The sequence below is a fragment of the Streptomyces sp. NPDC001634 genome (genome assembly GCF_040298185.1).
Taxonomy (GTDB): Bacteria; Actinomycetota; Actinomycetes; order Streptomycetales; family Streptomycetaceae; genus Streptomyces.
On the sequence record NZ_JBEOZU010000025.1, the window covers coordinates 52747 to 71022 of the forward strand.

General features: G+C 69.6%; 18 protein-coding genes and 2 pseudogenes. 8 read left to right on the forward strand and 12 right to left on the reverse strand.

Annotated elements, in window-relative coordinates; genetic code table 11:
* Positions 1-149: 149 nt before the first annotated feature.
* The 3 genes and pseudogenes from ABT186_RS18810 to ABT186_RS18820 form a co-directional block, all read left to right on the forward strand.
* Positions 150-425, forward strand: a pseudogene (locus ABT186_RS18810) (GNAT family N-acetyltransferase); the annotation flags it as partial.
* Positions 426-436: 11 nt separating this feature from the next.
* The gene (locus ABT186_RS18815) at positions 437-964 is read left to right on the forward strand and encodes an STM3941 family protein (RefSeq protein WP_351234829.1); all 528 of its coding nucleotides are present in this window, start codon (positions 437-439) and stop codon (positions 962-964) included.
* 54 nt (positions 965-1018) lie between these two features.
* On the forward strand, positions 1019-1984 hold the full coding sequence (locus tag ABT186_RS18820) for a DUF1152 domain-containing protein (RefSeq protein WP_351234827.1): 966 nt from the start codon (positions 1019-1021) through the stop codon (positions 1982-1984).
* Between the two features lie 364 nt (positions 1985-2348).
* Here the strand turns inward: ABT186_RS18820 and ABT186_RS18825 are convergent, their stop codons facing one another.
* The 11 genes and pseudogenes from ABT186_RS18825 to ABT186_RS18875 form a co-directional block, all read right to left on the reverse strand.
* A complete protein-coding gene (locus ABT186_RS18825; RefSeq protein WP_351234825.1) occupies positions 2349-2801 on the reverse strand; it encodes a hypothetical protein in 453 nt (150 codons plus the stop codon).
* Positions 2798-3319, reverse strand: coding sequence for an RNA polymerase sigma factor (locus ABT186_RS18830; protein WP_351234823.1), 522 nt, complete (start codon positions 3317-3319; stop codon positions 2798-2800). The genes ABT186_RS18825 and ABT186_RS18830 overlap by 4 nt, the downstream gene beginning before the upstream one ends.
* Positions 3300-3752, reverse strand: coding sequence for a DUF3995 domain-containing protein (locus ABT186_RS18835; protein WP_351925930.1), 453 nt, complete (start codon positions 3750-3752; stop codon positions 3300-3302). The genes ABT186_RS18830 and ABT186_RS18835 overlap by 20 nt, the downstream gene beginning before the upstream one ends.
* Before the next feature lie 103 nt (positions 3753-3855).
* Positions 3856-4332 carry a (2Fe-2S)-binding protein gene (locus tag ABT186_RS18840; protein ID WP_351234819.1) on the reverse strand — a complete coding sequence of 159 codons (477 nt, stop codon included), beginning with the start codon at positions 4330-4332 and terminating at the stop codon, positions 3856-3858.
* 16 nt (positions 4333-4348) lie between these two features.
* Positions 4349-6685: a molybdopterin cofactor-binding domain-containing protein gene (locus ABT186_RS18845; protein WP_351925932.1), complete on the reverse strand. Its 2337-nt coding sequence runs from the start codon at positions 6683-6685 to the stop codon at positions 4349-4351.
* Between the two features lie 404 nt (positions 6686-7089).
* Positions 7090-9243, reverse strand: a complete 2154-nt coding sequence (locus tag ABT186_RS18850) for a hypothetical protein (protein ID WP_351925934.1) — start codon at positions 9241-9243, stop codon at positions 7090-7092.
* Between the two features lie 76 nt (positions 9244-9319).
* On the reverse strand, positions 9320-11197 hold the full coding sequence (locus ABT186_RS18855) for a HEAT repeat domain-containing protein (protein ID WP_351925936.1): 1878 nt from the start codon (positions 11195-11197) through the stop codon (positions 9320-9322).
* A 354-nt stretch (positions 11198-11551) separates the two neighbouring features.
* Positions 11552-12741, reverse strand: a pseudogene (locus ABT186_RS18860) (RNA-guided endonuclease InsQ/TnpB family protein); the annotation flags it as partial.
* 160 nt (positions 12742-12901) lie between these two features.
* Entirely contained in the window at positions 12902-13738 is an 837-nt protein-coding gene (locus tag ABT186_RS18865; RefSeq protein WP_351925938.1) for an HD domain-containing protein, read from the reverse strand.
* Entirely contained in the window at positions 13738-14082 is a 345-nt protein-coding gene (locus tag ABT186_RS18870) for a PadR family transcriptional regulator (RefSeq protein WP_351925940.1), read from the reverse strand. Before ABT186_RS18870 ends, ABT186_RS18865 begins: the two co-directional genes overlap by 1 nt.
* Positions 14083-14169: 87 nt before the next feature.
* Positions 14170-14736, reverse strand: coding sequence for a TetR/AcrR family transcriptional regulator (locus ABT186_RS18875; protein ID WP_351237417.1), 567 nt, complete (start codon positions 14734-14736; stop codon positions 14170-14172).
* Positions 14737-15089: 353 nt separating this feature from the next.
* On the opposite strand from ABT186_RS18875, the gene ABT186_RS18880 reads away from it, so the two are divergent.
* Positions 15090-15899 (forward strand): SGNH/GDSL hydrolase family protein, encoded by an 810-nt coding sequence (locus ABT186_RS18880; RefSeq protein ID WP_351237415.1) that lies wholly within the window; start codon positions 15090-15092, stop codon positions 15897-15899.
* A gap of 149 nt (positions 15900-16048) precedes the next feature.
* Here ABT186_RS18880 and ABT186_RS47985 read toward each other — a convergent pair whose 3' ends face one another.
* Positions 16049-16219, reverse strand: a complete 171-nt coding sequence (locus tag ABT186_RS47985) for a hypothetical protein (RefSeq protein ID WP_502973246.1) — start codon at positions 16217-16219, stop codon at positions 16049-16051.
* A 275-nt stretch (positions 16220-16494) separates the two neighbouring features.
* On the opposite strand from ABT186_RS47985, the gene ABT186_RS18890 reads away from it, so the two are divergent.
* The 4 genes from ABT186_RS18890 (at position 16495) to ABT186_RS18905 (ending at position 18232) form a co-directional block, all read left to right on the forward strand.
* The gene (locus ABT186_RS18890) at positions 16495-16746 is read left to right on the forward strand and encodes a helix-turn-helix domain-containing protein (RefSeq protein ID WP_351925942.1); all 252 of its coding nucleotides are present in this window, start codon (positions 16495-16497) and stop codon (positions 16744-16746) included.
* A gap of 26 nt (positions 16747-16772) precedes the next feature.
* A complete protein-coding gene (locus ABT186_RS18895) occupies positions 16773-17207 on the forward strand; it encodes an SbtR family transcriptional regulator (RefSeq protein ID WP_351925944.1) in 435 nt (144 codons plus the stop codon).
* Positions 17208-17453: 246 nt separating this feature from the next.
* Positions 17454-17723, forward strand: coding sequence for a hypothetical protein (locus ABT186_RS18900; RefSeq protein WP_351925946.1), 270 nt, complete (start codon positions 17454-17456; stop codon positions 17721-17723).
* A complete protein-coding gene (locus ABT186_RS18905; RefSeq protein ID WP_351925948.1) occupies positions 17720-18232 on the forward strand; it encodes a hypothetical protein in 513 nt (170 codons plus the stop codon). Before ABT186_RS18900 ends, ABT186_RS18905 begins: the two co-directional genes overlap by 4 nt.
* Positions 18233-18276 lie beyond the last annotated feature (44 nt).

Sequence of the window (18276 nt, forward strand, 5' to 3'; positions counted from 1 at the left end):
CGTCGAACTCGACGTCACCCCGTGCCCGGTGAATGCGCCGGGCGTCTGCGACCTCGAGGACCTGAGGGCGCTGGTCCAGAAGCTCGATGATCCGTTCCGCGGAGGCCGACGCGGCGTAGAAGGTGCTGCCGAGGCGGGCGATCGGAGATCAACGGCTCTGGACCGACCCGGCGTTCCGAAGCCGAGGCATTGCGTCCGGCCTGCTCGGCGCCGCGCTTGCGCATGCTGCGGAAAGCAGTGCAGGCGCCGTGCGGTTGTCCGTGTGGTTGTCCGTGTGGAACTGGCGGACAGTTGCCGTCGCCCTGTACGAACGGTTCGGCTTCACCATCTCCGCCTCAGGGGACGATCGGGATCAACTGGTGTGCATGGAGCGCGCCGTGCGAGTGGGGCAGAACGGGGATGTCATCCAGGGACGACTGCCCTAAGGTGTGATCGCGTGACCACCGATCCTGTGAATGCACCAGGAACCACCTACCCCTCTTCCATACGCCGCACCTCGCTCGTGGCTCTTGGCTCGATCGTGTTCGTGGCGCTGGGTGCCTGGCTGCTGATCAACCACGCCTCGCTCAAGGGCACTCTCGCAGGTGCGGCGGCCGTGCTGTTCTTCGGCCTCTGTGCCTGCCTGGCCATCGGACGCGTTGTGCGCCGGCGGCCCGAACTGGTGCTTACCAGCGAGGGCCTGACACATGTGATGCTGGGCTCGATCGGCTGGACGGAGATCGCTGCAATCGGGATCAGGGAGATCAAGGTCCGGTCCAGCTCGCAGCGAGTGCTCGAGCTGGTGCTGCACGATCCGGCCGCCTACCTGGCACGGGCCCCGCGAATGGCTCGTATCGCTGGAAAGGCCAACCTGCGCATGGGCTACAGCCCGGCCAACATCTCCGCGACCACGCTCCCGGTGGACTTGAACGAGGTCATGGCCACCATGCGTCGCTACCACCCGGGGTTGACGATCAGGCGATAGCGGCTGATCAGCAAACCGGTGGGCTACCAGCCAGGGCCCTGCTAGCGTCCCGGGGTGTTCTCACTCCAGGAGCCGCCCTTCTTCACTCGGCTGAGCGACGCGCGGCGCGTACTCGTCGCCGGTGCGGGCGGCGGATTCGACGTCTACGCCGGCCTCCCCCTGGCCCTCGCCCTGCGTTCGGCCGGTAAGGAGGTGCACCTCGCCAACCTCTCCTTCGCCGATCTGTACGGCTTGGACCTGGAGGTCTGGCTCGAGCAGGATGTCGCGGCCGTCCGCCCCGACACCACCGTCCGGGGTGACTACTTCCCCGAGCGCACACTCGCCCGGTGGCTCGACCGACACGACCTGCCCTCCACCGTGTACGCCTTCCCCCGGACAGGCGTGCAGCCGCTGCGTGCCGCATACCGCGCACTGACCGGCCACCTGGGCGGAATCGACGCCCTCGTCCTGGTGGACGGCGGCACGGACATCCTCATGCGGGGCGACGAGCACGGACTGGGCACCCCCGAGGAGGACATGGCCAGCCTCGCCGCTGTGAGCGGACTCCACGAGATACCGCACCGGCTCGTGGCCTGCCTCGGCTTCGGCGTGGACTCCTACCACGGCGTCAACCACAGCCTCGTACTGGAGAACCTGTCCGCCCTGGAACGCGACGGCGCCTACCTCGGCGCCTTCTCCCTCCCCCACCACAGCCGTGAAGGAGCCCTCTACCTCGATGCAGTGGCCCACGCCCAGCAGTGCACCCCCACCCACCCGAGCATCGTGAACGGCTCCATCGCCGCCGCCGTCCGCGGTGACTTCGGCAACGTCCACTTCACCGAGCGGACGAAGAACAGCGAACTGTTCATCAACCCGCTGATGTCCCTGTACTTCTGTGTCGACGCTCCCGGCCTCGCCCGCCGCAACCTCTACCTCGATCGACTGGAAAAGACCTCACTCATGCGGCAGATCAGCACGATCATCGAGGAGTTCCGCGACGAACTGCCCCAGCAGCGCTCACCGAGGGCCTTCCCGCACTGAACCCCGGGCGAGCAAATCGTCCGGCACCCTCCCCCAAGGCCGGCGGCGTGTCCGGAACGCTGCGGTGCGCAGTCGACGCGTACGACCGCACGGGAGGACATCATGCGATGGCGCAGCAAGACCGCCGTCGCCGCGTGCGGGGTAGCCCTGGCGCGCGGCTGGCACGCTGTCGGCCGCCGCCGCACCGGGCAGCAGCACCCGAAACGGCGCATGGCTGATCCCGTACACGTGCCAGAACACCGCAAGTGAGCGGGTCTGCATCGGGGGCCGAGCCCTGTGGATCGGCCCCCGGCAGTTCATCGCGTGCAGAGCCACTGCATCAACGCGCACTGCATCGCCCCTGCCGGAGCCGGTTCCGTCCGGCTCACAGCAGGGCCGTCAGGCGCTCCACATTGCGCCTGCCTTCACGACGTACACCCAGCGGGATCAGGGCCGCGCGAGTCGGCAGGCGTACGCCACCGGTGAACGCCACCCGCGTGCCCGGGCCTTCGGGCGCGGCCCCCACGCCGATCAGCAGGAAGCGGCTCTGCAGCCAGCACCAGCCGGGCCGCTCCACGCCGCGCAGGCGAGCGCGCATGCCGTACCTGCTGCGCGCCAGTGCTTCGACTCGCTCGCCTTGACGGCGGACGACGCGCAGCCGCTCCATGTCGGTCACGACCTGACCGAACCCGCCCTCCAGGTCGCTCAGCAGTGCCCAGACCCGGTCGAAGGGCGCGTCGATGTGCGCTTCGGTGACATGGGCCCCGCGAATGCCGGCGGCCAGGGCGTGGAGGCGCCGTACCGGGTCGAGGTCGGTGGTGGGCCAGAGCTCGTTCATGATGTCCACGCCTTCCGGAAGGTGTCGCGGGCGCGGTGCAGCCGCGACTTGACGGTGCCTGTGCGCACACCGAGCAGGGCCGCGGCGGTGCGCTCGTCCAGGCCCTCCACGTCTCGCAGCATCAGCACCGCGCGGTGCTCGGGGGAAAGCCGGTCCAGTACGTCTGCGATGTCGGCGGAGAGTTGGGGGTCGCCGCGGGCGGGCAGCGAGCTGAGGTCGGCCGATACGGTGCGGGCGGCGCGGTGCGCGGTGCGAACCGCCTCGCGTACGGCGATGGCACGGACCCAGCCGTGCAGCGCGGCCGGGTCCTTCAGGGCGCGCAGCGACTTGAAGACCGCCATCAGGGCCTCCTGCGCCGCGTCCGCTCCCTGGTCCAGGGCGATGGGTGCGCAGACGCGGCCCACGTACGGGGCGAGGATGTCGAGGAGCTCGGCCATGGCGAGGGTGTCCCCTCGCTGGGCGGCTCGCACCAGCCGGACTGTCCGGTCGTCGGGTCGTTCATCGGGCACGGGCCGCATCCTTCCACCGCGCCACGTGCAGGGTCGCGACGGCAAGGACGGCGCACAGCGGGGTGTAGAGCGCGAGGTTGAGCCAGTAGAAGGCGGTGCCGGTCTCCTTGGCGAACAGCCAGTAGATCCCCGCGAGCGCGCGCAGCGACAGGCCTGCGGCCACGACGAGGGTGCCGAAGCGAAGGAGCAGGTGGCGGGGGCGGCGCGAGTGGGCGAGGACACTGGCGGCGGCGGTGAGGAGGAGGGCGACGAGAGGGAGCAGGATCGGCGGGGTGAACGGCACGTACGTACCGAGGACCGCTTGGGACAGGCTCCTGTCGTCGGCGGCGGGCCAGGTGGCGCCGGTAGTCCAGTACAGATGGAGCAGGGCGTCCGCGGTGAGCACCGAGGCGACAAGTGCCGCGGCGCGGGTGGGGGTGGGGCTGTCGGGTCGGTACGACATGAGTCCTCCTACGACGACGATGGCAATCCGTCGCACTGCAGAGGAGCCGTCCGCACGAAACGTTCCCTCGGGCTATGGGAATTCTTCCTCGACCGCCCTGGCTTCAGTACTTCTTGGCGCCCGCCACGATCGCTTCGCGGATGCGGTGGTACGTTCCGCAGCGACAGACGTTGCGGATCTCGTCGAGGTCGGCCTCGCTGATCTCGCGGCCCTCCTCACGGGCCTGGCGGACCTTGGCGACGGCGGTCATGATCTGGCCGGGCTGGCAGTATCCGCACTGGGCGACGTCGTACTCCAGCCAGGCCTCCTGCATGGGGTGCAGCGCCTTCCCGACGGTGGCGGGCAGGCCCTCGACGGTGGTCACCTCGTCGGTGGGGCGCAGGTCCTTCACCGGGACACAACAGGGGTTGAACGCCTTGCCGTTGATGTGGCTCGTACAGGCCTGGCACACGCCGAGGCCGCAGCCGTACTTGGGTCCCGTGACGCCCAGGACGTCCCGGAGCACCCAGAGCAGCCGGACGTCGTCCTCTATGTCCACGGTCACGGTCTCGCCGTTGAGGATGAAGGTGTGTTCGGGCACGGTTGTTCCTGGTCTCCTAGTAGGCGCGGCCGAGGCCGTCGGTCGGGGACGCGGGGATCGGCGGGGTGGTGGGCAGCGGCTCGAAGCCGAGTGGTTCGGCGTGGTTGACCGGGAAGCTGGTGGGCATGGTTCCGGTCGCGCGGCCGTAGGCGCAGGCCACTGCGGCCATCGCGCCCGCGACCGCCAGCTCCCCCGCGCCACCGGGCTTGCCGGTGGTCGGCGGCATCACGACGATCTCCAGCTCCGGCGGCGTGTTCCACTGCCGGGTGTAGTAGTAGTTGTCCCAGCTGCCCTCCAGGAAGTAGCCGTCCTCGAGGTGGAGACTGGAGCTGAGGGTGATGGCGATGCCGTCCATGATGCCGCCCATCATCTGGGCCTGAAGGCCACGGGGGTTGACCGCCAGCCCCACGTCCACCGCGCACACGACCTTGGTCACGCGCGGGCCGGCGTACGCGTCGCGGATCTTCCGCCCGGTGGTCTGCGGACGGCAGTCGATCTCGGCGAGGACCGCTACCACGGCGTGGTACTCCGGGTGGATCGCGATGCCCTGCGCCGTCCCTGCGGGCATGCTCCGTCCCCAACCCCCCACCTCGGCCACCTTGTCCAGTGCTGCGCGGGCCCGCTCGTCCTTCAGGAAGGTGCGGCGGAACGCGTAAGGGTCCTTGCCCATGCGTTTGGCCAGCTCGTCCACCACCAGTTCCTGCGCGCACCGCACGTTCGGCGAGTAGATGTTGCGCATGGACCCGGTGTTGAAGCCCTTGTCGGTCTCGCTGAGCAGCTGGGTGACGACACCGAAGTTGTAGGGAGTCTGCTGGGTGAGCGCGAAGATCGTCTCGGAGAAGGTGAGGTCGCCGACGGGTAGTCGAGCGGCTTCGGAGGTGATGATCTCGCCGACACCGTGCCCGAAATCGGTGGCCACAGAGGTGTGGCGCTGGTCGTAGGTGAGCACCTCCCCCAGCGCGTATGTGGCCCTGACCCGGGAGGTGGCCATCGGGTGCGTGCGGCCCTGACGGAAGTCGTCCGTGCGGTGCCACATCAGTTTGACCGGCTTGCCCATCGCCTTCGAGATCTCGGCGGCCTCGGCGGCGGCGTCGTGGAAGAGCTTGCGCCCGAAGGAACCGCCACCCTCGGTGACGTGCACTTTCACCGCGCTCGCCGGAAGACCGAGCGTCAGGGCGATCTGCTCCTGCGCGGTGATGGGGGACTTCAGGCTCGCCCAGATCTCGGCCGAGTCCTCTCGTACGTCGGCGATGGCGCAGTTGGTCTCCAGGGCGCTGTTGCCGGCGAAGTGGAAGGTGAAGCGCGCGTCCACGGACTTCGTCAGCAGATCCAGGGCGGGAAGCGGCAGTTCGGCCCTGCGCAGTTTGTCGCGGATCGTGTCATCGGACGCGCCGTGGGCTGTTCCCGGCCCCCAGGTCACCTTCAGGGCGCGTACGGCGTCGATGCACTGCCCGAACGTCCGGCCGCGCACGGCGACACCCGTGGAGATCCGCACGACGTCGGTGATGCCGGGCATGGCCCGCACCTCGTCCAGGTTCTCCACCGAACGCACCGTGCCGTTGATCGTCGGCGGCCGGCACACCATGGTCGGCAGCGCGCCCGGTACGTGCAGGTCCATCGCGAATTTCTTGCGGCCCGTGACCGCCTCCAGCGCGTCGATGCGCCCCTGCGCCGTTCCGATCATCGTGAACTCGGAGGGCTCTTTGAGGGTGACCGATACTCGAGTGGTCGCTGTACCGGCCGCTTTCTGGGCCAGTTCGCCGTAGGTGAGGCTTCTGCCTGTTGTGGTGGAGGTGACAACCCCTGCCTTGGCGGTCAGGGAGCCCACCGTCTCCCCCAGTTCCAGGGCCGCGGCCTCAAGGAGCCGGCCACGTGCCACGGCGGCCGCGACCCGGATCGGGGTGAAGGTGGAAATGGTGGTGTTCGACCCGCCGGTGAGCTGGTTGAACACCAGCTCGGGGCGGGCGTCGGCCAGCGTGACACGGATCTTCTCCAGCGGAAGGTCGAGCTCCTCGGCGATGAGCATCGCACTCGAGGTGGTGATGCCCTGCCCGACTTCGGCGCGGGGCAGCGCGAACGAGGCCGTGCCTTCGGTGTCGATCCTGATCGTGATGAGGTTCGCCGTGGGCAGTGTGGCGTGGGTGAGCATGTCGTTCAGGTCGTAGATCTCGGCCGGCCCGGGCGGGGAGGGAATCGCCGCGGATGCCCGGGCGGGAGCGAGGACTTCCTCGCCCAGCTGGGCGGCCACCGTCAGAGTCGAGGCGGCCAGCACGTATCCGAGGAATCTTCGGCGGCCCATGCCGTCCGGCGCGGAAGGGGATTCCTGCTTCGCCAGGCGGCCGTGATCTTCCATCGACTGTCCTCCTGACGACGTGCGGTGCACCCGGGTGTGGCCAGGGACGGGGCAGGCGCGGCGGCGTCCCGTACCGCTTGCGCACCCGATCCGTTCATGGCAGCTCTTGACTGTGCACGGGTGGCGCGTATCCCGGAAGATCTCCGCCGCGCTTCTCCTCAGAAACCGCGCAAGGCGCTTCAGTTGTGAAGCTCCGGGTGCCCTTGGCCACAAGGGTCGGGTCAGGCGCGGCAACGCACGAACCCCACCCCGCATACCGCGGAGTGGGGTTCGCATGCGAGCGCCGGGCAGGCCTTGCACCTGCATCTTCCCGCAGGAAGCGGGACGTCTTTCCTTGGACCACCAACGCGAGACCAGGCACCAGGAGTTGTGGTGACCAGCTCTGGTTCAAGCATAGCCCATGCTCAGCGGCCGAGGGCCGCCAGTGTCGTGCGGGCACGGGCGCGCAGCCGTTCGTCCTTGCGGATGATTTCGTCCTCGAGCCCGAAGTCCACCACCCTCGGATCGCGGTCGGCCAAGGCGGCCAGTCTGCGCAGATGCTCGTCGGTGAGTGCGGGCGCGCCCAGGGCCGAGAGTGCTTCAAATGCGGTGTCGGGGTCGGCGTTGCTCTCCGCGGCGTCCAGGACCAGATCGGCCAGCGTGCCGCGGTCCAGTGGCTCCCGGAGCTCCTCCTCGGGTCCGATGGCCGTCAGTGCGAGCGCAGCGGCGGGTGCGTGCAGTGGCGTGGCAAGCATCCGTTCCAGCGCCGGCCGCAACGGCTGCGCGGCGGGCCCGAGCCGTGCTGCCAGCCGCGCTGCCCGGATTCCCGTCCAGCGGAACCAGGGCCCGTCGGCTGCCGCGAGCACTCCGTCGAGTACCCGTACGGATTCGTCGGCGTCGCCGGTGATCTGCCACAGCGCGTCGGCCAGCGCCACGTCGCCGTCCAGCTGTGGGATGGTCCGGTCCTGTGCCGGATCGCTGAGCGCGGCTCGGAGGTCGGGCACGATGTCGTCGGCATCCTTGCCGAGTCGGGCGGCAAGCTGGGCGGCTTGGGGCAACCGGTGACCTCCGTGGGCGAGTTCGGCGCGGATGGCGGTGAGGAGGGGGTGCGGTTCGCCGTTCAGCTCGTACAGGGCGTGCGCCGCGGCGAGGCGGCCGTCCTCGGGGCCCTGCCGGACTGCCTTGGCCAGCCGGCGCTGGATGCGCCTGCGGATCGCGCCCTCGTCGGGGCACACGGCCCTCAGCGCCTTGGGCCCGGCGAGTGGGATGCGGGGCAGCGCGTCGAGGAGTTCGGGCACAGCGGCGGCGGCCGCCTTGCCCCATGAGGCGAGCAGCAGCGCGAGATGGATCGGTTCGTTTCCGCTCAGCTCCGGGTCGGCGAGACGGCGGCGGACCGCGTCCAGCACAGCGGGTGTGAAGGGCAGGGCGGCCTCGTCCGTCGCACGTACGCCACGGGCGCCGGCCGCGACAGCCAGCGCGCGCGGCCGTTGCGGCAGGTCAATGGCGAGCAGTGGTGCGGCCTGGTCGGGTGCGATGGTCATGAGTGCCGCCAGTGCGCGGTCGGCCGTGTCGCCGCCGCTGCCGGCGAGCCGGGCGAGTGCCGCAGCGGCCGGACCCGCCTGCTCTGCGATCTTGCCCAGCAGGGGCAGTACGCGTGGTACCGACGACGGATCGTCCAGCAGAGGCAGCAGCAGGGGGACCAACCTCGCCGGGGCGGCACGGGAGATCATGCATGCGTGGTCGGCGGCCCACACTGCTTCCTCCCGGACCTCCGGCGCCGGAGTGCGCAAGGCGGCGTCCAGCAGCGCAAGGGCGGCTTCACGTCCCTGGTCCGTATCACGGCGCAGGAGGACGTCGACGACGGCCTGCAGCGGTTCGCGCTGCTCGTCGTCGAACCGCCCGGCGACCAGGTCGTTGGCCGGGAGCACCGAGAGCAGCGTGTCGTGCTGGGTGGCGTCCCACGGCAGCCCCGCATCCAGACAGGCCAGTACGCCGGCGATGCGCAGCTCCGCCGGACCCGCCGAATCCAGGGCGGCGGTGGCCGCAGCCACACTCCTCGCCGGATCGACCCGGACCATGGCGGCCAGCAGCTCCGCCCGGACGATGCCTTCCTGCTCCATGGCCCAGCGCCGTTCCAGCGCGGGCCACGCCTCGGCACCGGCGGCGGTGTGCCCCACCGCCCAGGCCGCGGCCTGCCGAACCCCCGCGTCGTCCGAAGCCAGCAGCGGCAGGATCACGGGCAGCTGTGCGGCGACCGCCTCGCGACAGGCACCCGGCGCAAGGCCGTGCTCGTCACTGCTCGCGGCTATGGAGCCGAGGAGCACCAGCAGATCGGCGCTCCGGCGCCCGGCAGCCGCCAGCCTGGCCAGGAACGGCACCGCCTCGGCCGTCGCGGGGTACACCGTGCCCTGATGCAGGATGTTGCCCCAGAACTCGTACAGCGCCTGCTCCGCCGCCTGTGTGTCGGTGCCTGCCAAAGCACGCAGTCCGCCGGGCACATCCTCCGCACTGCCGTATGCATGTACCAGCGTGGCCCAGGGCCGGTCGTCGAGGCCGGTGAGGACATCTGCGAGTTCCATGACCGGATCTTGGCAGAAGGCTCTGACAGTACGGACGACGGGTCCGGGGCGGCAGCGGCCTGCAGCGTGTCGACGGTCAGGACGGTCGGCTCAGCAGGCGCAGGGCCGCCGCCCGAAGCCGCTCGTCGGGATGCGGGATCTCGGGCGGCCAGGCGACCGGCATCAGGCGCAGTGGCGACCAGGCGAGATGCCGCAGCCGGGGCCGCAACTCCTCCGGGACGGCTCCGATCTCGACCAGTGCTTCCAGTGCCCGGAGCCCCACCGGGGAAGCTCCGGTCAGTTCGGCGAGCACCGGTACAGCTCGTTCGGGGTCGCCGGTGATGGACCAGTGGGCCTCGGCCGCGGCCATCCGCGTCCAGGCGCCCGGGGCGTGCAGAAGCTGTTCGACGGCGGGCAGCAACGGGGAGCCCGCTGCACCAAGGCGGCCGGCCTCCGGCAGGTACCAGTGCTTCTGTTTGCCTCTGGACAGCAGAAGCTCCAGTACCTGTACTGCGGGGGCGGGGTCCTTGCTCAGCCGTGCATGGGAGGCGGCCGATGCCGCCCGCAGCATCTCGTCGGTGCTGTTCATGGCCGCGGCGAGTACGTCCAGGAGGTCCGGTTCGGTGACAGCCGCCGTGTCGTCCACGGTGCCGAGCAGCCGGGCCACCGGGATGGCTGACCGGCGAGTTCTCAGCAGTTCGATGAGTTCGGGCAGCAACTGCTCGGCGGTGGCTGGGGTGAGGGCGCTGATCAGGGCGGTGAGACCGCTGGAGTCGGCATTGCGCAGGACCTGGCGGATGGGCCCCAGAGCACGGTGGTCAGCTGTCAGTTCGGCAAGGGCCTTCACCGACGGCTCGAACGACCCGGTGAGCACCCTGGGGTTCCCGCAACGGGCCAGGGCGGTTTGGGCTGCGGCGGAAACGCGCGGATCGGTGGTGGCGGCGTGGCGCACAAGGATTGCACGCACGTCTGCATCCGGTTCGCGAACACGTGGTATCCAACGGGCGATGGCCTCCAGCCGCATGGCCAGCGCATCGTTGTCGCGCTGCTGCGGCAGGGCTTCGGCCAGCACCGCCACCACCTGTGGCTCACGGTCCCGCCAGGTGTCGGCGATGCCGTCGGCCAGCCAGGAGCCGCGGCCGCCGAGATCGCCTTCGGCCACCCATGCCTCGGCCACGGCGAGCCCGGCGTGCGGGTCGGCGGTGAGCAGGTCGGTCAGCCGTTGCTCCTGAGTGCCCAGCCCGGCGAACGGGAAGTCGTCCTCGCCTGGGTCCGGCTCCGCACCGTCGGCGGCGAGGACCGCGACCAGGTCGGACGGGTACGGCGGCCCCGACCGTTCCAGGCCCAGCAGTGCGGCAGCCAGCCGGACCGCCGGGACCGGGCCGTCCAGTGCCGCGGCCTCCCGACGGCGGGCCGCTTCCGTGTCGGGGTCTATGTGGGCCAGGGCGGTCAGCGCGTCGGCACGGACCTCGGCGACCGGATCACTGTCGAACAGATCGGTCAGCTGCCGTACGGCACCGGGTGGTACCGGTTCCGCGCCGACCCCGCCCAGTGCGGCCAGCCGCACAGCCGCCCGGCGTACGGCCCGGTCCGGGTCGCCAAGGCACGGCAGCAACAGCGGCACTTGTGCGGCGACCGTCTCCCGTACGGCCTGCGTCACGGAACGCGTGCCGTCGGTTACCGGTGTCTCCGGCACGGGCTGGTCGGCCATGACCACGAGCAACATCAGCAGTTGCTCACGCTTGGCCACCGAGTGCAGCGCCGCATGGGCGAGGAACGGCACGGCCGCCACCGTGGCGGGGTAGACGGAGCCCTGGTGATGGACGTTGCCGTACAACTCGTACAACGCCTCGTCGATCTGCTCCACGTCCGTCGAGTACAACGCCCGGATCAACTCCGGGACGTCCTCGGCACTGCCGTACGCGTGCGTCGACGCGGACCAGTCGACGCTGTCCAATTCCCCTGGCGGCCTCACGACGACCGACCTTATCGTCCGCCCGGACCCATCACCTCGACCACGGGCTCATCGAAACCGCAGCCCACGACGCATGCTGTCATTGCCGGGGCGACGACCACACCATCGCGGGCTGCGGCCCGCGCCCGCAGCGCACCGATCACATGTTGCCTCCGGCGGGTGGTGACGGAGGCGAGGGCTGACAGCCCGGTTCAGGTCCGGCGGCCCGGCCTGTCGGGCTTCTCCGGGCCTGGATCAGCCGGCCCAGGCGGCGGGCCGGTGGGCTTCTCCAGGCCTGGATCAGCCGGCCCAGGCGGCGGGCCGGTGTCTCGTTGGGGTTGACTTCCTCCCCCTCGTGAACGAGGGGGATTCCCACGGCTCGCGCCGTGGGGTTTCCTGCTTCATCGCCGACTGCCCGCCCGGAGTGCTCCGTTGAGGTCTTACACCGGCTCCACAGGCCGACACCGCCAGTCCGGCGGCCAGAAGGTTACGCGCCGCGTTGGTGTCGCGGTCGTGCGTGGTGCCACAGTCGCACGTCCAGGTGCGGACGTTGAGCGGCATCTTCTCTTGCAGGGTGCCGCAGGTGGAGCACAGCTTGGAAGAGGGGAAGAAGCGGTCCACGGCGATCACTTCCCGCCCGTACCAGACGGCCTTGTACTCCAGCATGGAGCGGAACTCGCTCCAGCCCGCATCCGAGATGGCGCGGGCCAGGGAGTGGTTCTTGACCATGTTACGCACGGTCAGGTCCTCGATCACGATCGTTTGGTTTTCACGAACGAGACGAGTGGTCAGCTTGTGCAGGTTGTCACGGCGCCGGTCGACGATCTGGGCGTGGACCTTGGCGACCTTGCGCCGGGCCTTCTCTCGGTTCGCGGAGCCCTTGGCCTTCTTCGCGAGCCTGCGCTGGGCCTTCGCCAAGCGGGCGCGGTCACGGCGCTCGTGCCTCGGGTTGGCTACCTTATCCCCGTGGAGAGGGTCAGGAGGTGCTCCAGGCCGACATCGACCCCGACTGCCCCATCGGCGGCGGGAAGCGGCTTGATGGCCGGGTCCTCGCACAACAGGGAAACGAACCATCGTCCCGCCGTGTCCTGCGAGACGGTCACGGTGGACGGTTTGGCGCCTTCGGGCAGCGGCCGGGACCACACGATGTCCAGCGGCTCGCTCATCTTCGCCGGAGTCAGCTTCCCGTCGCGGAAGCGGAAACCGCTGGTGGTGTACTCGGCGGACTTCCGGGATTTCTTCCGCGACTTGAAGCGCGGGTACTTGGCCCGCTTGGCGAAGAAGTGGGTGAACGCCGTCTGCAAGTGCCGCAGTGTCTGCTGCAACGGCACCGACGAGACGTCGTCGAGGAATGCCAGTTCCCCGGTCTTCTTCCACGCGGTCAGCATCGCCCAGGTGGCGTTGTAGTTGACCCGTTCCTGCCGCGTCCACGCCTCGGTGCGGGCGGCGAGGGCGAGGTTGTAGACCTTCCGCACGCACCCGAACGTGCGCGACAACTCGGCTGCCTGCGCATCGGTCGGGTAGAAGCGGTACTTGAACGCCCGCTTCACGTGGTTCACGGCCATGCTCACAAACTAGTGCGGCCAAATGTAGAGATCAAAGCCAGCAGGATCAGGCCGCCTGCGGTGAGGGCCGCGGCCGCCCAGGCCGTCAGTCCTCCGCGTGCGAGGGCCAGGACGAACGCGGCAACCGCGCCAAGGGCGCTCCCGCATCGGGTTGCCGCGCTCATGACTGTCGTGCCTGGCGGAACGGACGGCGCAGGGTCAGGGACAGTCGCGGCGCGCCGAGCATGACCCGGAAGCAGAAGCGGGCTCGTTCCAGGCGGGTGGCGTGGGCTGCCAGTTCGGCGGTCCATTCCTCGCGCCAGCGTGCTCGTTGCCGGGCGGGCAGCAGCAGGGTGAGGGCGGCCAGCAGACGGCGGGTGAGGGCCTGGGTGGGCGGTGCGGGGTGCAGGACGGCCGAGGCGAGGTCGTGCAGTTCGCCGCCAACCGTCTCCAGTCCGGCCGCGCGGGCCAGGGGTGCGAAGACGTCGAGGGTTTCGCGGGCTTTGCGGTGTCGCGTGGCCGGGGACAGGAACGCGATGGTGCGCATGTTGTGGAGCCGGTCGGCGAGGCGGATGGCCAGTACGGCAGTCTCCCATGACGGTCCCGGCGCATCGTGGCCGGCGTCCGACGAGGTGTCGGCCGTGGGCTGTGGGAGCAGGGGCGTGGCGGGAACCGCTGCGACCAACTGGGCGACGTCCTCGCCGAATTGATCAGCAAGCCGGTGTGGCGGGCAGAGTGTGTCCTCCATGTCGTGCAGCAGGGCCGCGCACACGAAGGGCGGGGGCATACCCAGGTCGGCGACGATGGCCGCGACCGTGAGGCAGTGAGTGATGTAGGGAGCGCCACTGCGGCGTCGTTGGCCTTCATGCCATAAGGCGGCCTCGGCATGGGCGCGTTTGATCGACTCGGGGTCGGCGTCGGGGTGGTGCGAGCGAACGACGGCGAGGATGCCCTCGAGCGAGGGGGTCGCGCCCGGCCGCGCGGGGAACGTCGGTGCGGTGTACCGCTGTGCCGTCACTATGCGCCTCCGTCTGCGAGCGGGCGGGCGGCAGCCCATCCGGGAAGGGGCTTTTTCCGGGACCGGTAGGCACGTGCCAGGGCGTCGCGGGCCTGCTCTGCGCCCTGCTCGGTGATCCGGTAGAAGCGGCGGCGCGGGCGCCCGGCGTCCTGGTAAAGGGCCGGGTCCTCCCAGGTACTGTCCAGCCAGCCGACCTGTTCGAGCCGGGCGAGGATCGGATAGATCGTGCCCGACGGCAATCCCGCCAACTCGCACAGCTCAAGCCCGTAGCGCTGTCTGGCGGGGTCCTCCAGCAAAGCCCGCAGCACCAGTTGGGTCTGCAGGGTCATACGCGGCATACCCATACTCGTACTCTACATAGCCCCGTACGGACCGTCCAGAGGCTGTGACAGTACGTGAGGCCCTGTATGTCACCGATACGCCCCAGGCGATCATTTGCCTGCGGTCACGGCTTTGAGCTCGTCGAGCAACTCCTGGATGAGGTGCGACAGATCCTGGTCGTCGCCCCCGTCGACCCAGCGTTCGAACGCGATCTTGAACACGGCGATCCCCGCCTCGGCGGTCAGGCTCGCGACCGGTTCCCTGACGCCGCGTTGACGCAACGTGTCGGCGACGGCCGAGGACAACGACGCCAGCTTGATCAGCTCACGCTCCCGGAGCTCCGCGTTCGCGACAATGACGGCCTGGCGCCGTCGCGCGCTGTCGCGGCGCTCCCGGAACACTGCCGCCGCGGCGTCCAGGGCCGCAGCCATCGCGTCGATCGGCGCCGCGGATTCGGGCGCATCGGCGACGGTGTTCACAAAGAGCTCCTGCAGTGAACTCGCGCCCGCGAACAGCACCTCACGCTTGTCGGCGAAGTGCCGGAAGAACGTACGCTCCGTCAGCCCCGCACGTTTGGCGATCTCCGCCACCGTGGTCTGTTCGTACCCGCGCTCGATGTAGAGCTCCAGTGCCGCCTGCTCAAGACGGCCGCGCGCGTTTGGCTCCCATCGGCTCATGCCCCGGATCCTACTTGATGACAGCTGCTGACATCGAGCACAGTGCCTCGCAAGGCTTGAGCACACTCATCCGCGAGCTGCTGGGGTGGCAGCCGCCCCGTCTCCGGCCCCTCGAGGATCTTGACCAGGGCCACCACCTCAGCCGCGACATACACGCGGCCAGTCGAGTGACGGCTCATGGGGTGAAACCCGAGCGGGGCCGGGCCACACCGCCGAGCCTCTGGTTTCGGCAGAAAACCCCTTCGGTGCGGGGTTCTTCGGATGCGGCATGGCCGTGGTCGCCTCTCAACACGACTGAACACAGGGTGACGGCCATGGCAGCCGTGACGAACGGGCCGTGCTAAGCGAGGTTTATGAGACAGTCCCGAATCGCGGCATGTTCGTCCTCATTCCTCCTCGCCGTCGCGTGCACTTTCACCGGTGCCGCGACGGCGCAGGCGGCACCGCAAACAGCGGCCATGGGCTACGCGGCCCTCGGCGACTCCTACTCGGCCGGGGTCGGAGCCGGCAGCTACCTCGCATCCAGCGTCGACTGCCTGCGCAGCAGCCGGGCCTATCCCGCCCTGTGGGCCGCGGCCCATTCACCGTCGTCGTTCAGCTTCACCGCATGCAACGGTGCTCACACCAGTGATGTCCTGAATCGCCAGCTCGGCGTGCTCAGCACCCGTACCGGCCTGGTCAGCATCTCCGTCGGCGGCAGCGACTCGGGCTTCTCCGACGTCATGACGACCTGTGTGCTGCGGGGTGACAGCGCCTGCCTGTCCGCCATCGCCCAGGCGCGCTCGTACATGGACGGGACCCTGCCGGGCGACCTGGACCGTCTCTACACGGCCATCCGCAGGAAGGCCCCGGCCGCCCGTGTCGTGGTTCTCAGCTATCCGCACCTGTACAAGCTCAACGGCAGCTGCAAGGGGGGCCTCTCGGAGACCGAGCGGTCCGCCATCAACAACGCCGTGGACCATCTGGACGGCGTGATCGCGAAGCGGGTCGCCGACCACGGATTCGCCTTCGCCGACGTCAGGTCCTCGTTCACGGGACACGAGATCTGCTCGACCAGCCCCTGGCTGCGCAGCGTCAACTGGCTGGCCGTCACCGAGTCGTACCACCCCACGGAACTCGGGCAGTCCCGCGGTTACCTTCCCGTCTTCGCCGGCGCAACCTGAACACCTCCGTGTACGCGACGAAGGAGGTGACGAGCTACCTGGTGAGGACGGTGGTCGCTGAGGGGCTGCGCTGAGGCGTATGCGGACGGATCGAGGGCTCGGAGCGCGCGGCCCCACACGGCTCGGGAGTTTCCGGCGGGAAGTCACGGTTACGACAGCGCCGCCTTCGGGCGGGCTGTGCCGACTCTCGGTGGGACGGTCGCCCCCATGAGCAGGCTCGACGCGGTCAGCAGTCCCGCGACCGAGGTGCGAAGCTCGTGCGCGATGTTCGCCGTCACGGCGCATCCGGCCTCGAACCGGGTGGCGAGGGCCGGCGGCATCGCATGGACGGCCTCGGAGAGCTGGGCGATCTCGTCCCCTCCGCGCTGGGGCAGGCGGGCGAAGTTCTCGGAGCGACCCTTCTCGGGCTGGTTCCAGCTCCCCGTCCTTGATCCGGACAGCCTGGCGAAGGGACCGCCACAGCCGGCGGACCACCTGCATGTTCGTGGGCGCTTTCGCGAGGCCCGTCGCTGGGGCCCTCGTGGCTGGAGCCTCCGCTGCCGTATCGTTCCGCCATCCGAACCGGACAATATTCTCCGGTTGTTACTCTCCGTGTATGAGTCTCGCGGAGAGCAGTCGTACGGGCGACCGCGCCCTGCGCGCCGACGCCGCGCGGAATCGGCGACGCATCGGCCAGGAAACGCGCCGGCTTTTCCAGGAACGCGGACTCGACGCTCCGCTGGACGAGGTCGCCGAGCGCGCCGGAGTCGGCGCGGGAACGCTCTATCGTCAGGCGCGGGGACGCTCTACCGTCATTTCCCCACCCGGGAGAGCCTGGTCGAAGCGGCCTTCGAAGAGGAGTTCCTGAAGTGGGCCGCGATCGCCGAGGAGGCGTTGCAGTGCGACGACCCCTGGATCCGGTTCAGCACTTTCGTCGAGCGGATCTGCGGTGCCATGGCCACCGACCGCGGGTTCAGTGATCTGGTCGTCAGTGTGCTGCCCACGTCCCGGACGGCCGGGTCGCTCTGCAAGCGCCGGAACCGCGCCCTGTCCGCACTCGTGCGTCGCGCCCAGGAGGCGGGTGCGCTCCGCGAGAACTTCGTGCCCGAGGACGTGATGCTCTTCCTCATGGCGAACGCCGGCGTCGTACAGGTGACCCACGCCCCGGCTCCCCACGCCTGGCGTCGGCTGGTCGCCTTCCTGCTCAGGCGTGCCGGGCGGGAGACACGGGACCACTGCCCGCCGCGCCCAACCCCGGCAGACCGAGCGGGCGATGCTCGGCCACGCCACCGCCATGCGCCTGGGCCCAAGGAACAGGCCAAGGGCTGAGGCCTCCGACAGCTTTCGATCACCGGACCGTCTGCTCGGAGTCCTGTCTCCGTCTCCTCTGCCGACGGGACTGACCCGCTGCCTGCTCTGCCCGATGTGTGCCTCATGTCACGACCCGGATCCCCTCTTGGGCGGTCTCCACGGAAATATCAGGAGACCCGCCTCCAGTTATTGCTGACATCTGTGGGCGGGCTCTCTGGAGGCTGACATGCACAACGGCCGGACGGGTCAGAGGAGGTGGCTGCGATGAGCCACCTCATGCCGGGAATCCTCCGCAGTCGCCCCGAGCGCCCCGTTTCGGCCTCGGCGCCGCGCGCACCATGGCAGCGCGGCGCCTTCGTCCTCCTCGCGGTCGGCCTGGACGCAGCGGCCGTGATGATGCTCTTGAGCAGGAATTTTCCGAACGCGCTGGCCGGTGTACTCCTGGCCGCCATCGGCTGGTTCACCACCGGGAGGATCGCTGCCTGGTACCCCACGTCCTCACGCGCGGTCCTCGAGGAACCGACACGCCGATGAGCCAGGCAACCGGGAACCCGACGGCAGCCGACCCCTCCGCAGAGCCCCCACCACCGGAGGGCTTGGCCTGTGCGGGCCGCCTCAGCAGTGGCGGCCGTGACGACGTGTTCGAGCGGCGCCGACGGCACACCCTCGAATTGCTCGCGGCGTCCGCGCTGGGACTCATCCCGTGGACGGTGATCATGGGACTGACGCTGCCGTCCGACTACCGCGTCCACGCCTGGCGCACGACCTGGGTCGGCTTCGACATACTGCTGCTCTCCGCCTTCGTGGCGACGGCCGTCCTCGGTCTGCGCCGCCACCGCGCAGCGGTGATTCCCGCTCTGGCAACCGCCGTCCTGCTGGTGTGCGACGCGTGGTTCGATGTCTCGCTCGCCTTCGGCACTCCTGGGGTTTGGGCATCGGCCGCGCTGGCCGTCTTCGTCGAACTGCCGACAGCGGTCTACATCTTCCGCCGCGTCCACTCGCTGCTGCGACTGCAGTGGACACCGCGGCAATCGACGGGCTGATTTTCCGGCGCGCCCGTGAACCCAGGGCCGCTTCGCTGCCTGCC